At 73.2% G+C, this 14,112-nt stretch carries 11 protein-coding genes; 5 read left to right on the top strand and 6 right to left on the bottom strand.

From position 1 onward, the window contains the following. Positions 1-129: 129 nt before the first annotated feature. From V1633_RS15425 to V1633_RS15410, 4 genes are all read right to left on the bottom strand, one after another. Complete coding sequence (locus tag V1633_RS15425; RefSeq protein WP_331214995.1) at positions 130-582, bottom strand: YbhB/YbcL family Raf kinase inhibitor-like protein; 453 nt, start codon at positions 580-582, stop codon at positions 130-132. A 159-nt stretch (positions 583-741) separates the two neighbouring features. Then, the gene (locus V1633_RS15420) at positions 742-1,206 is read right to left on the bottom strand and encodes a DoxX family membrane protein (RefSeq protein ID WP_331214994.1); all 465 of its coding nucleotides are present in this window, start codon (positions 1,204-1,206) and stop codon (positions 742-744) included. A 214-nt stretch (positions 1,207-1,420) separates the two neighbouring features. Then, positions 1,421-2,605: a low temperature requirement protein A gene (locus V1633_RS15415; protein WP_331214993.1), complete on the bottom strand. Its 1,185-nt coding sequence runs from the start codon at positions 2,603-2,605 to the stop codon at positions 1,421-1,423. A gap of 133 nt (positions 2,606-2,738) precedes the next feature. Beyond that, positions 2,739-3,539: an SDR family NAD(P)-dependent oxidoreductase gene (locus V1633_RS15410; protein ID WP_331214992.1), complete on the bottom strand. Its 801-nt coding sequence runs from the start codon at positions 3,537-3,539 to the stop codon at positions 2,739-2,741. Between the two features lie 227 nt (positions 3,540-3,766). On the opposite strand from V1633_RS15410, the gene V1633_RS15405 reads away from it, so the two are divergent. The 5 genes from V1633_RS15405 to V1633_RS15385 all read left to right on the top strand — a co-directional run bounded on the left by V1633_RS15405 (position 3,767) and on the right by V1633_RS15385 (position 11,265). Further along, positions 3,767-5,917 (top strand): hypothetical protein, encoded by a 2,151-nt coding sequence (locus V1633_RS15405; RefSeq protein ID WP_331214991.1) that lies wholly within the window; start codon positions 3,767-3,769, stop codon positions 5,915-5,917. A 326-nt stretch (positions 5,918-6,243) separates the two neighbouring features. Continuing rightward, entirely contained in the window at positions 6,244-7,662 is a 1,419-nt protein-coding gene (locus V1633_RS15400) for an OFA family MFS transporter (protein WP_331215204.1), read from the top strand. Continuing rightward, complete coding sequence (locus tag V1633_RS15395) at positions 7,659-7,781, top strand: MFS transporter small subunit (protein WP_331214990.1); 123 nt, start codon at positions 7,659-7,661, stop codon at positions 7,779-7,781. The genes V1633_RS15400 and V1633_RS15395 overlap by 4 nt, the downstream gene beginning before the upstream one ends. Before the next feature lie 238 nt (positions 7,782-8,019). Next, complete coding sequence (locus V1633_RS15390) at positions 8,020-9,741, top strand: hypothetical protein (RefSeq protein WP_331214989.1); 1,722 nt, start codon at positions 8,020-8,022, stop codon at positions 9,739-9,741. Between the two features lie 57 nt (positions 9,742-9,798). Next, positions 9,799-11,265, top strand: a complete 1,467-nt coding sequence (locus tag V1633_RS15385) for an NADH-ubiquinone oxidoreductase-F iron-sulfur binding region domain-containing protein (protein WP_331214988.1) — start codon at positions 9,799-9,801, stop codon at positions 11,263-11,265. A gap of 85 nt (positions 11,266-11,350) precedes the next feature. On the opposite strand, the gene V1633_RS15380 is transcribed toward V1633_RS15385, so the two are convergent. Then, a complete protein-coding gene (locus tag V1633_RS15380; RefSeq protein WP_331214987.1) occupies positions 11,351-12,022 on the bottom strand; it encodes a class I SAM-dependent methyltransferase in 672 nt (223 codons plus the stop codon). 136 nt (positions 12,023-12,158) lie between these two features. Next, entirely contained in the window at positions 12,159-13,862 is a 1,704-nt protein-coding gene (locus tag V1633_RS15375; protein WP_331214986.1) for a cholesterol oxidase substrate-binding domain-containing protein, read from the bottom strand. Positions 13,863-14,112: the final 250 nt, after the last annotated feature.

Raw genomic sequence — 14,112 nt, 5'->3', positions numbered from 1 at the left:
GGCGCGGCCGCCGATTTTCGCCCGCCACCGGTGCGACGCCGACGCCGACGTTGCGGCGACCGGCCGTCGCCAGGCTCAGCGACGTCAGCCGGGTCAGCCGGGTCAGCGGGCTCAGCGGGCTCAGCGGGGTCAGCGGGCGAAGGTGCCGACCATGTTCCCGCTGGCCAACTCGAGTTGTCTGATCGCGGCGTGCACGTCCGGCACCTGCGGCGCGGCCGGCAGCTCCAGTGGCTGGTTCACCGCGTAGAGCCGGAAGAAGTACCGGTGCGGATCGTCGTTCACCGGTGGATGCGGACCCGCCCAGCCGGTGGTGCCGAAGCCGTTGACCCAGACCCGGCCACCCGGCGGTGTCTCACCCTCGGCCACGCCGCCGGAGTCCGCCTCGATCCCGGTCACCAACCAGTGCAGGAACGGCGTCCGCCCGGCGTCCCGATCCTCCACCAGCAGGATCAGCTCGGTGGCCGACTCGGGTACGTCGAACCACTCCAGCGGTGGCGAGATGTTGCCGCCGGTCCGGGAGAACCGGTCCGGCAGCCGGTCATGGTCGTTGAAGGCGACGCTGCGCAGGTTGATCCCAGCCATGACGTCGTCCCCTCCCGGTTCGGTGCGGTCGGGTCGCGCTCGTCCGGCACGGCCGCACGGCGGCCCGCCGGGTCCGCGACCCCTGGTTCGTTGGCCTACCCGCGGCCCGCCCGCGCAAACCCGCCGACGGCCCCGAGCCGCAGGTGGGGCGCGGTCGGGTCAGCCCCGACGCGGACGACCGCCGAGGCGTCGGCCGAGGGCGCGACGCTTGCCCGCGGCTCGCCCGAACAGGTCGTCGAGGAGCAAGGTCAGACCGGCACCGACCAGCCAGGAGTCCTTCGCCAGTCCGGTGCCGTGCTGGGTCGGTCGCGGGTCGCCCGGCCCGTGCATGCCCGGGGTCGCCCAGTAGAGCCGGACCAGGCCCCCACCGAACCCGACCAACCCCGCGCCGACCAGCGCGGAGGGGATGACCGGCAGCAGCAGCGCGGCGCCGAGCGCGATCTCGGTGCCGGCGAGCAGCCGCGCGAAGGTTTCCGGTGGTACCCGCTTGACCGGCGGGATCGCGCCGACCGCCATGCCGTGCACGCTGACGGCCGCCTCACCCTCCAGGTTCAGCTTCGACAGGCCGGAGTTCAGGACGTACGCGCCGATCGTGACGCGCAGCGGAAGATGGGACAGGTTCATCTGGCGGCTCCACTCCTCTGCCGTGCCACTGTCCGCCCCGCCTACCCGGAACCGCTGTTGTCACACCGACCGAACCGGGGTGCGGACAGAACCACTCGAACGGCGCGACGTCGTCCTCCCTCGCCGGTGGCGGTCGACGGCCGCGGCCGTACCGGCACCGGATCCGGTGCCCGCCGTGCCGTACCCGGCTCCACCGCCGTGGACGGTCCGGCCGTCACAGGCCGGGCTTCGGGGGTTCGGGGTGCTTGCCCCAGCTGCGCAGGGTGTCCGCCAGGGCCATGCCGAGCAGCACCAGGCAGGCGCAGCCGGCGATCGCCAGGACCGGCAGCATGACGGTCACCGGGGCGATCACCACCAGTACGACAAGCGCGACGATCCGCGACGGCGAGACCCGGCCGAAGACCTCGTACTCGAACCGGGATCGGCCGATCAGGAAGATCGCGGGTCCGCCGAGCAGCAGCCCGACCATCGCCCAGCCGGCGTTGTCGAGCGGGTCCGCGATCAGGAGTTCGAAGCTCGCCGCCTTGACCACGACCCCGGTGACCATCACCAGGTGGGTGTACGGCGCCACCCGGAAGAACCGGCGGGTCTCGACGACGGACTCGATCGCCAGCGGTAGCACCTCGCCGGCCCGGTGGGTGTAGATCCGCCACAGCAGCACGGTGCTGACGAACGCCACCAGGAACGCCCCGGAGGAGGCCGGGCCGGCGTGCGCCTCGCTGTAGGTGAATCCGCTGACCAGGATCGCGTCGCCCAGCGCGATCATGAAGAACTGCTGGTAGCGCTCGGCCAGGTGTGCCGCGGTGACCTTGTACTGCGTCGTCGGCAGCGGGCCGAGTCCCGGCGTCGGATAGCCCAGGCTGAACGCCACGTAGTCGATGGCCAGCGCACCGGCCCACCAGGCCGCCCGGACGACCTCGTCGGTCATCAGACCACCGACGATCCACGGTACGGCCGAGACGCTGAACCAGAAGAAGATCCGGACCGCCCGCTTCTGCACCTCCTGGCCCCGCAACGTGGGAACCAGGAACAGACCACGGCTGAAGTGGATGCCGACGTACGCGCAGGCGAAGACGACGCCACCCGAACCGAACGCGTGCGGCACGGTCGCCGCCAGCAGCAGGCTGCCCAGCATGGCGGCGAGCATGAGCAGCTGGATCGAGACCTGTTGCGGTTCGTAGAGGTCGGTGAGGAACGCGGTGATCGCCCACACCCACCACAGGGCGGCCAGCAGCACCGCCGTCTGGAAGACCCCGGCCCAGGTCAGGTTCTCCACCAGGTGTCGGGAGATCAGTGCGAGCGCGACGACGTAGACGAGGTCGAAGAAGAGTTCCAGCAGGGAGACCCGGCGGGATCCCTCCGGGTCGCGTTCCATCGCCGCCTTGGTGCTTGCCCTCACCTGGCAAGACTGCGACAAACCGGTCCGCCGGTCCGGTGATTCCCCGCGTTCGCCCGGAATCGGGCCGGTCGGCGGGTGGGCCGGACCGGACCGATCCAGGTGTCGCCGATCCGGTAGAGCTGCGGCGCCTCCGCTACGGCACGATCGCGTCGACGTACCCGCCGTCGACCCGGAGCGCCGCTCCGGTGGTGGCCGAGGCCAGCGGGGAGGCCAGGTAGGTGACCAGGTTGGCGATCTCGTCGGGTTCGATCAACCGCTGGATCAGCGACTGCGGCCGGTGCAGCCGCATGAACTCCCGCTGCGCCTCCGCCCACGGCAGGCTCCGGTCGACCAGCTGGTAGACGAAGTCCTCGACGCCGCCGGTGTGGGTGGGGCCGGCGATCACGGTGTTGACCGTGACCCCGGTGCCGGCCGCCGCCTTAGCGAAACCGCGCGAGACGCCCAGCAGCGCCGTCTTGGAGACACCGTAGTGGATCATCTCGGCCGGGATCACCACCGCCGAGTCGCTGGCGATGTACTGCACCCGTCCCCAGCCCCGATCCATCATGGCGGGCAGGTAGGCCCGGGTCAGTCGGACCGCGGCGAGCACGTTCACCTCGAAGTACCGGCGCCACTCCTCGTCGCTGATCTCCAACGGCGGCCGGGCGCCGAAGATGCCGAGGTTGTTGACCAGGATGTCCACCTCGGGCAGGAGTTCGAGGGCACGGGCCGACCCCTCGTCGCTGGCGACGTCGGCCGCGATCTCCAGCACGTCGGCACCGGGGACGTCGGCACGCAGCGCGTCCGCCGCCCGCCGGACACCGTCGGCGCCGCGCCCGTTGACCGCCACCCGGGCGCCGGCCCGGGCGAGCTGGGTCGCGATGGCGGCCCCGATGCCCTGCGTCGAGCCGGTCACCAGGGCGGTCCGGCCGGTCAGGTCGATGTGCACGGTCATGCGGTCCCTCTCCTCCGTCGGTCGCCACGCCCGCGAGGCGCGTAGGCCACGAATCCGACCGTATCGGCACCGACGGTACGGCCGACGGCGGGGCCGGCGGTCATCCGTCGCCGGCAGCGGCGGCCGCCGCCCACCATCGGCCGGGCCTGACGGAGGCTGCCACGGCCGTACCCGATGGTCGGCGTTGGGGGCCTCGACCGGGTGCGACGGTCCCGTACCGTGTGGCCGTGACACCGCCCCCGCCGTCGACACCCGGCGTCCGTTGGTTCCTCGGCACGGCGTACCGGCTGGCCGCCGGACGGCGGCGCGAGCTGGTCCGGGCGACGCTGCCGGTACTCCTTCCGGCGTCCCTGGTGGTGCTGGTCCTGCGGGTGGTCGCCAGCGGCGACCGGGCCGCGATCGTCGACGGCGTGCCGCTGCTGGACGGGGGCGGCCGTCACCAGTCGCCGGCGACCCTCGCCGCGCTGGCCGTCACGTTCTCCGCCTGGTGCGTCGCGATGGCCGCCGGGCAGGCCGCCATCGCCGGCGCGTCGGCGGCAGCGACGGAACCACGGACGCGGGCCCGGCGGTGGCGTGCCGTGGCCGGGACGGCGAGCCTGCTGGGCCTGACGGCGGTCCTCGGCGGGGCCGGGCTGGTGGTGGTCGCCGGCCTGCTGCTCCAGGTCCTCCCGCCGTACCCGGCGGTCGTGCTGCTCGGCGCCGGGGTGCTCGCCGGCCTGCTCGTGCTCTGCCGGCTCGCGCTGAGTCTGCCGGCGACGGTGCTGGACGCCCTCGGCGCGGGGCCGGCGGTCGACCGCGCCCTCGCGGTCAGCCGGGGCCGGGCCGGGCGGTCCTCGGCGGCGGTACTGATCGGCGCCGGTGTGGCGCCGTCCCTGGTCCTCCTCGTCACGGTCGCCCTGGCGGACGCCGTGGCCGACGGCCTGGCCACCAGCGCGGCCAGTCCACTCACCGCCGGCGTCCGCACCCTGCTGCTCACCGTGGTCCTGGCCGCCGTCCTACCGGTCCAGGCCGCCACCCTGGCGGTGGCGTACCTCGGTCCGGAGCGGATCGACGCGGTCCGGCCCGCCCCGGCGCCGTCACCACCCCCGCCGGCCCGCCGGCCCGCCCGGGCCGGCCTGGCCGGGCTCGGCCTCGCGCTGCTGGCTCCGGCCGTGCTGGCCGCCGCGGTCCCGATGGTGAACCCCTACCAGGTGCCGACCGTCCGGACCGGTCACCCGCCGACGATCGGGCCGCTGCTGGCGGTGGGCCTGCCGACCGATGGCCCGCCGGTGCTGGTGGACAGCGTCGGCATCGTCGACTGCGCCGACGACGGCTGCCGTTCGGCGCGGACACACACCGACAGCACGATCATGGCGGCGGGCGGGATCCGGGCGGCGACAGTGGCGTCGGACGGCACGGTCTGGTACGCCGTCGCCGACCTGGGCCGGGGGCTGTCGGCCGACACCCGACTGCGGTTGTTCCGGTGTACCCGCGCGGGCTGGTGCGACGAGTCGCCGTCGTCGTACGCCTGGCCGGGGACCGGTCCCCGCCCGGCGGTGCTGGCGGTGGCCGTCGGACCGACCGGGACACCGATCGTCGCCGCCGTCCTGGACAGCGGTCCGGGCCAGGACGAACTCGCCGGCTACCCGTGTGCCGACGCCACCTGCCGCAGCCGCGAGCAGGTGCTGTTCGGCCGGGTACGCGGTGGTGACAACCTGACGTTCCGGACACGTCCGCTGGCGGTCACCGGCGACGCCGCCGGACGTCCGGTGGTCGGCTACCGCGACCCGGACGGCGGGACCTGGCTCGGCACCTGCGAGTCGCCGCGCTGCGGGCAACCGCGGTTGCGTCAACTCGCCCCCGGGTCCCTGCTCGACGACGTGCCGTCCCCGGCCGGCCCGGGGACCACCCTCGCCGGCACCGAACCGCTCGCCGACGGTCCGGCCGCGCCCGACGGGGTCACCGTGGCGGTCACCCCGGACGGGGCGCCGGTGCTGCTGGACGAGACGCGGGGGACGCCGCGCCTGTGGCGGTGCGCCGAGCCGCGGTGCGCGGGGGACCGGATGTGGCCCGCCCCCGGCCCGGGCTGGCCGGGCCTCGCGGTCACCCCCGACGGGCGGGCACTGGTCGGACTGGTCGGCGATCCGACGCGGCGGACCGACGGCACGGTACGGGTCGGCGCCGCAACGCTCCGGGTCGGCCCGGCGCCGGATCCACCCGGCCGGGTCGTGCTGTGGGTCTGCCCGGTCGACGACTGCGCCGCCGGCCGTCCGGTACGGCTGCACCGGGCGAGCGCCGCCGGACCGGTCGCCCTGGCCACCTCGACGGACGGCCGGCTGCTCCTGGTCCAGCGGGACGGCACCGGCCATCAGGTGGCGACACTGCGGGTACCGGACTGAGCGCTTTCCCCGGCGGGCCGGTCCGCCCAGTCGCGAAGGGACGGTACCGTCGCTGGTCACCCCGTTCCCGGCCCTCGTCGTGACCGCACCGCCGCCGTTGGTACGCATCCCGCGCGCCGGTGCGGAACCGACCGCTCGGCTCAGCCGACCGACCGCCGGGCGATCAACCGGGCCATGAAGATCACTTAGCCGGTCCGGAGGCGGTTAGGTTCCGGGCGATAACCAAAAGATTCCGGCGGAACGGACGATGCGCCCGCGCCACCCCCCGGTCCAGCGCCTCCGCACCGCACCACCCGCCCACCCCCAAGCGAGGTGCGACCGTGCCGTTGCTGTCCGCACTCGATCACCAGCACACCGTCGCGCGCCCGGGATACAGCCGCTGGCTGATCCCACCGGCGGCGCTCTCGGTACACCTGTGCATCGGTCAGGCGTACGCCACCAGCGTCTACAAGAACTCCCTGATCAGCCACTTCGACACCAGCCAGACCGCGATCGGGGTGGTGTTCAGCATCGCGATCGTGATGCTCGGCCTCTCCGCCGCGATCGGCGGCACCTGGGTCGAGGCGAACGGCCCCCGCAAGGCGATGTTCGTCTCGGCCTGCTTCTGGGCCACCGGCTTCCTCGTCGGCGCCCTCGGCATCGCGACCCGTCAGCTCTGGCTGGTCTACCTCGGCTACGGCTTCCTCGGCGGCATCGGGCTCGGCATCGGCTACATCTCGCCGGTCTCCACCCTGATCAAGTGGTTCCCGGACCGTCCCGGCCTGGCCACCGGGCTCGCCATCATGGGCTTCGGCGGCGGCGCGATGCTGGCCAGCCCACTGTCCCGGCAGTTGCTGTCGCTGTACGACCCGAACTACGACCCGGCCAACGCCGCCTCGGTCGCCTCCGGCGGCGCCCTGGTCGGACTCTTCGTCACGTTGGGTCTCGGCTACTTCGCGATCATGATGTTCGGTGTGGTCAACGTCCGGGTTCCGGCGCCCGGGTGGCGTCCGGCCGGCTTCGACCCGTCGACCGTGGCCGCCCGGCCGCTGGTGACCACGGCCAGCGTCTCGGCGTCGAACGCGATCCGGACCCGCACCTTCTGGCTGCTCTGGATCGTGCTGTTCTGCAACGTCACCGCCGGCATCGGCATCCTCGAACAGGCCAGTCCGATGATCCAGGACTTCTTCCGCAGCGACGGGATCTCCACGGTCAGCATCGCCGCGGCCGGCGGGTTCGTCGGGCTGCTATCCCTGTTCAACATGGCCGGTCGGTTCGTCTGGTCGTCGACCTCGGACCTGATCGGCCGTAAGCCGATCTACGTGCTGTACCTCGGGGTGGGCATGGTGCTCTACGCCCTGCTCGCCCTGGTCGGTTCCACCGCCACCGCGCTGTTCGTGCTGCTCGCCTGCGTCATCCTGTCCTTCTACGGCGGTGGCTTCGCCACCGTCCCCGCCTACCTGCGGGACATGTTCGGCACCTACCAGGTCGGTGCCATCCACGGCCGGCTGCTGACCGCGTGGTCCGCCGCCGGAATCGCCGGCCCCCTGATCATCAACGGTTTCCTCGACGCCCAGGGCCGGCCCGGCACCCTCACCGCCGCCGCGTACCGGCCGGCACTGTTCACCATGGTCGGCGTACTGGCCGTCGGTTTCGTGGCGAACCTGCTGGTCCGGCCGGTCCCGGAACGCTTCCACGAACCGGTCGGGGCGGGCACCGGCACGCCGGCCGGCGACATCGACATCGAGAGGAGCACCACCCGATGACCCCGGACCCGTCCGGCCAGACCGGCCGACTCTGGATCTCCTGGCTGCTGGTCGCCGTCCTGCTCGGCTACGGCGTGATACAGACGATCATCACCGCGGCGAAACTCTTCACCGGCTGACGCGAGATCCCACCCCGGGACAACCCGCCCCATCGATCGTGAAACATAATCGGCACTGACTCATCCGCCCGACCGGTTTCCACGTACTTGAGGTGGGTCGGGCCGCGGTACGCCAGCGGCACGACACACGACCGACGTGGTCCGGTCGGGTCGAGCGGCACGGTCGGCCCGTCGACGACGACGCGGCCGGCCAGGGTGAGGCGTGACGTGGGCGCCGAGGTGGAAGATCGAGGAGCGTATGGCCGGGACGAGACAGCTTCAGCGAGCCAGCATCCCGAAGAGCTTCACCAGCCGGGCCACCGCGCCCCGACCGAGGTCGGCCGTCGCGCTGCTTGTCGTCTCCGCCCTGACCGCCGTCTGGGCGGTGGCGATGCTGAGCCCGTTCGGCGAACTCATCGACGCGTACATGTTCGTCTTCATCGTCTTCTACGCCGGGCCGGTCACCCTGGTCTCGCTGAGTCTGACGGTGATGGCCGGGCTGGTGGCCACCGACCGGATCGTGCTGCTGATCCGGCACCGGGTGCTGCTGCAGTCCGCGCACCGGAGCCTCGGCATCATCGCGGTCTTCGGGCTGGTGCTGCACGTACTGACGAAGATCTCCGCCGGTCACATCAGCCCGACCACCGCGTTCCTGCCGTTCGTCAACGGCGCGGACGTCTACGTCGGACTGGGCACCATCGCCGGCCTGCTCATGATGGGCGTGCTCTGGACCGGACTGATCCGGGCCCGGTTCGCCGGGATCGGCAAGCCGTGGATGTGGCGGGCTCTGCACAGCGTGGCGTACGCCGCCTGGCCGGTCGCACTGGTGCACGGTCTGATGGCCGGTCGGGCGGCGGCCACCTGGGTCACCGCCAGCTACCTGCTCTGTGTCGCCATGGTGGTCGTCCTCCTGCTGCTCCGGCTCTCGGTCAGCCTCGGCCGCAAGCGTCAGGAGCAGTCCCAGACCACCGGCACGATGGCCCCGGTCGGTCGGCCGGTCAAGTCCGCCGGTGGGGCGCGGACCAGTTCGGCCGCGCCCGCCCGACGTCGTACCGCCGACGAGATCCGGGCCAGCCGGCAGAACGCGGCAACCCGGGACGGCCGGCGCGGCGGCGCGGCGGCCCCGGACGACCGACGGGACACCGGCGTCGAGCGACGGACCGAACGGAGCACCCGCGCCGAGCGGACGGCCAGCACCGAGGAGCGGGAGCCCCAGGCCGGCCGGCGCCGCCGCAACAGCCTCGACGACCTGCGGGGCGACACGACGGATCACGGCGTCAACTCCTGGACCCGGGCCGGCGGGTCCGACACCATGGGCGGGCCGCGCCGCACCGACCGGTTCACCGTGCCGGAGGTGCCGCTGGACCGGGACGCGGCCGCCGAACCGGGCCGCCGGGACACGGTCCCCGAACCGGAGCTGCCCTGGGACAGCCCACGCCGCTGGGCGGCCGGCGAGGCCGACGACTCCTGGGACCGGCCCGAACGCGGCTCCGACGACGCCCGTTACCGCCGGCCGGGCGCCGACGACGAACCTCCGGCCAGCGGTCTGTACGACACCGGGTCACGAGCGGCGCTCGACCTGTCCGGGACCGATCCGGGACGGGCCGGACGACGCCCCTGGCGGGACCCGGACGAGGAGGCGCCGACCACCGGGGCGCCCCGGGCCGGCCGTCGACGCCGTGACCCGGAAGAGGAACCGGTCGACGAGCGCGGCGGCCGGCACAGCCGGCGACGCGACGAGACCGACGCCGAGGAGAGCACCCTCGGCTGGGGTCGGGCGGCCCGGTACGAACCCAACCTGGTGGCCCGCCGCGACGACGACGATGACGACGACATCGACACCCCCACGCTGGTCAACCTCGCCGCCCGGCGCGCCCGCCGGGGCAGCGGCGCCACCAGCCGCTCCTCCCGACGCCGCAAGTCCGACGAGGCGGCCGAGGAAGGGGCGTACTGGACCAGCCTGAAGGGTGAGGCCCGTTGAGCGCGGGCGGTAGCCGGTGTGCGAGCCCCACCCGTGACGAACCGAAGGTGTGACGAGATGAGTTTGACCGCGGTACCCCCGGTCGCCTGCTTCGGCGAGCCCCGGTTGACCGCCGGCTTCGACGAGTTCGGCCGGCTGGACCTCACCGCGCACGAGATGGTGCACGGCGCGGTGAATCCGCTCTCCGCGAAGGGTCTGATCCGACTGGTCGAGGGCATCGAGCTCAAGGGCAAGGGCGGCGCCGGGTTCCCGTTCGGACGCAAGGTGAAGGCGGTGCTGGAGTCCGCGGACCGGCAGGACCTGCCGACCGTCGTGGTGGTGAACGCCACCGAGGGCGAGCCGGGTGCCTGGAAGGACAAGGCCCTGCTCACCCGTGCGCCGCACCTGATCCTGGACGGCGCCGCGATCGCCGCGTACGCGCTCGACGCCGAGGAGATCGTGATCGGCGTCGCGGACGACGGTATCGGCGAGGCCTCGTTGACCGCCGCCCTGGCCGAGCGACGGATGCCGGTTCGGACCGGCATCGTCACCGTGCCGCACCGGTTCATCTCCGGCGAGGGCGGCGCGCTGGTACGCGGGATCAACGGCGAGGCGCACATCCCGCCCGGACGCAAGCAGCGGGCCAGCGACGCCGGGGTGGGCGGGCTGCCGACGCTGCTCTCCAACGCGGAGACGTACGCCCAGCTCGCGGTGGCGGCCCGACTGGGACCGTACGAGTACGGCACGGTCGGCACCCCGGACGAGCCCGGTACCGTGCTGCTCACCGTGACCGGGGCCGCCGGCCGTCCGGCGGTGGTGGAGTGCCCGACCGGGATCCCGTTGCGGGACGTGCTGGAACTCTGCGAGGCACCGGACGGGCCGGGTGTGCTGACCGGTGGTTACCACGGCAAGTGGATGACGGCGGAGGCGGCGGCGAACGCCGAGGTCTCCCGGGCCGGCTTCACCAAGGCCGGCGGCAGCCTCGGCGCCGGCATCATCATGCCGCTCGGCACCGACGTCTGCCCGCTCGGCGAGGCCGCCCAGGTGGTGCAGTACCTCGCCGGCGAGTCCGCCGGCCAGTGTGGACCGTGCCGGATGGGGCTGCCGGACCTGGCCCGGTCGCTGGATCTGATCGTCGGCGGCAGCGCCTCCGCGGAGGCGGTCCGGGCGGCCGCCGGAGCGGTCCGGGGCCGTGGCGCGTGCAGCCACCCGGACGGCACGTCCCGGTTCGCCACCTCGGCCCTGGAGGTCTTCCTCGAGGACCTGGAGGCACACGCCACCCGGGGCGGCTGCGGCAAGCGGGTCAAGGGGGTGCTGGGTCTGCCCTCCGCCCCGGACAGCCCGACGTCGAAGCTGGTGGTGGACTGGTCGCGCTGTGACGGGCACGGGCTCTGCGCCCACGTCGTACCGGAGTTCGTCCGGCTGGACGCCAACGGCTTCCCGGCGTTCCCCTCCTCCCCCGTGCCGACCTGGCTGGAGTCGGGCGCCCGCAAGGCGGTCCGGATGTGTCCGGAGCTGGCGCTGCGACTGCTCCCGGTGGAGTGACCGACCCGCCGGGCTCCGCCCACACCGCCGGTGCCGCCGCCGGTCACCCTCCGGTGGGCGCGGGGCCGGCGGTGTGGGCGGCCGCTCAGCCCGGTTTGTGGGCCCGGACCGCGAGCATGGTCGGGGTGGGCGCGCCGCCCTCGGCGAACCGGTCGGGCACCAGTCCGGCGTCGAGGAATCCGTGCAGCAGCTCGGGCAGCGGCCCGTGGTTGGCCCCGACCTTGTCCCGGATGCCCTGGTCGGTCCAGGACTCCGTGGTCCAGCCGCGGTCGAGGTACCCCGGCCGGATGACCACCCCCTCCGGGTCGGCGCGGTCGGCGAACCCGCCGCAGAAGCACGGATGCACTCCGATGTGGACGAGCACGCCGCCGGGGGCCAGGACCCGGGCCACCTCGCCCAGCACCGTCGGATAGTCCGGCATGTCGGTGTGCACCATCACCGCGACGACCGCCGGAAACGACCCGTCCCGGAACGGCAGCCGGCCGGCGTCGGCCCGGGCGATCGGCAGCCGACCCGCCGCGTACCGCAGCATGCCGGCGGAGAGGTCGACGCCGAACGGCGTACGGCCGAGGGCGCTGACGGGTGCGGCGTACACGCCGGTGCCGCAGCCGATCTCCAGGCACCGGCCGTCGCCCGGGCCGAGCAGCCGACGCAGGGTGGACTTGATCTCCAGCGGGTCGCCGGACGCCGCCTGGGCGCCGAGAAACTCGTTCGCGTACCAGTCCGCGATCTCGTCGTACGCCGCACCGCCGCGCATCCGTCCTCCCCGGGCTCGCCGATTCCGATCCCCATTCACGCACCCGCCGGGCACCGGCGGCCGGACTGTTCGCGCAGAGCGCAGTGGCCACCGGTGCCGACGGTCGACACGGTGACGTGCCGACGCGGACGCCGGGTCAGGCCGCGCCGGGCAGCAGCACGTCCAGGAAGCTGTTGCTGAACAGCCGGTGCGGGTCGTACCGGTCGAGGGTGCCCACCGCCCATTCCCAGCTCGGGTCGGGCCCCTGACGGTAGGAGTCGGGCACGGTCCTGGTCAGCATGGTCGGGTCCGCCCAGGCGGCCTCGTCGGTGTACCCCCAGCCCTTCGACCACTCCGCCCGGCAGAAGGCGTACGAGCCGGTGTAGTTGGTGAAGAAGAAGCGCTCCATCTCCCGGTAGAAGGCGTGCAGACGCGGCGCGGTGGGAAAGCTGAGCACGTCGAACCAGACGACGGTGTCCCACTCGGGGTGGTCCGGCCGGGGTCGGACGGCGGAGAGCGCCGGTGGCCGCGCCCCGGGTACGCCGACGTCCGCGGCCCGGTCCACGCCGGCGACCCGGATCTCCACCTGCCCGGTGACGGGGAACTCGCCCCGGGCCTGGTATGCGGCGAGCTGCCGCCGGTAGAACTGGGCGAACTCGCTGACCACCCGCTGCAGCGACGCGCGGTTGGTGTGCACCGCGTAGCCGTTGGCGTGTTCCCGCAGCGTGGTCGGCTTGACGTAGAGCATCAGGTTCTTCGACGGACCCCACAGGTCATGGCCGAGCGTCGCGGTCAGCCCGGTGACGGCGGTGGTGTACTGCAGCTGGCCGAACGTCGGGGACAGCGCCCAGGCGCCACCGATCAGCCGCTCGGCCAGTTCGGCGACGGGCCGCGGCACGTTGTCGGAGAAGGGGTAGTTGTACGGCGTGACAACCGGTCGCGAGGTGAGCGGCCGGGTCGGGGCCACGCTCCAGACCTTCAGCCAGGGATTCTCGGTGAAGGCGAACCAGATCGCCTCCACCCGTCCGGCGGCCCCGACAAAGCTGGCCAGGGTACGGCGGGCACCGCTGCCGGGCGGCGCGAAGAGTTCGGTGGCGGGAATGTCGACGATGCTGACGCAGCGGAGGTTCTGGTTCTCCCCGACCCGCAGCGTCACCTCGGTGACGAAGGCCCGCCCGAGGTGGGTCAGGAACGCCGCGCAGTCGGGGTCCGCCCGGTCGAAGGTACGCAGGACGTAGCCGCCGGCCGAGGCGTCCCAGACCACGGCGGTGAGCGAGAGGACGAGGTTGCTCAGCGATCCGTAGCCGTGGCCGGGCGGCGCGGTCTCGCCGTCGGCCGGTACCGAGGTGCCGTGGCCGTTGATCGCGAGCACCCCGCCGAGACTCAGCTCACCCGGCGCCGGCGTGTTGGTCACCCCGAGCCCGTGCTCCTCGCAGTAGCCGAGGAACTCCTCCATGGTGACGCCGGTCTGCGCGCGGACCGCCGCCGTGCCGGGCGTGGTGGAGAGCACGGTCATCGCGGTGAGGTGGCGGGTGGTGTCGACCAGGACGGTCCGGTCGGCGTCCGGGTCGCCGTTCGGAACCGTCAGCGGGGCCCAGGTGTGCCGGTAGCCGCGCGCGCGTACCGCCCAGCCGTTCCGGTGGGCCCAGTTGACCACGGTCACCACGTCCGCGGGCGAGCGCGGCACGCAGGTCCAGGCCCCGGTGACCTGGATCTCGCCGGCCCAGTTCCGGTAGACCTCGCGGTGGATCGGGACGTCCGCCGGAAATCCCGGCGGCGACGAGGATTCCGTCGACATCCACAGTGCGCCGACGGCGGTCGCGGCGGACGCTTCCAGGAAGCCACGGCGGGTGAGAGCCATCGTGTCCCTCTCTGCTCGAGGACGATCGATGCAAAGTTGATCGATCAGTGAGTGATCGACGCCCTTACCCCGCACCGTCGACGGCACAATCCGCTCCGCCGGTCAATTGGGATCCGCTGCTCAAACCGACAACGCCGGCACACCGCCGCCAACCCGGCGACGCGCCGGCAGACCGCCGGCCACCCGGGCTCCCAAGGCCGGCGGGCGCGCCGTCGCCCACCCGCGTCGGACGATCCGGTACGCCGGGTAT

This window comes from Plantactinospora sonchi (genome assembly GCF_036422035.1).
GTDB lineage: Bacteria > Actinomycetota > Actinomycetes > Mycobacteriales > Micromonosporaceae > Plantactinospora > Plantactinospora sonchi.
The sequence above is the reverse complement of the archived record's forward strand: the minus strand, read 5'-3'. Positions and strand labels throughout refer to the sequence as shown.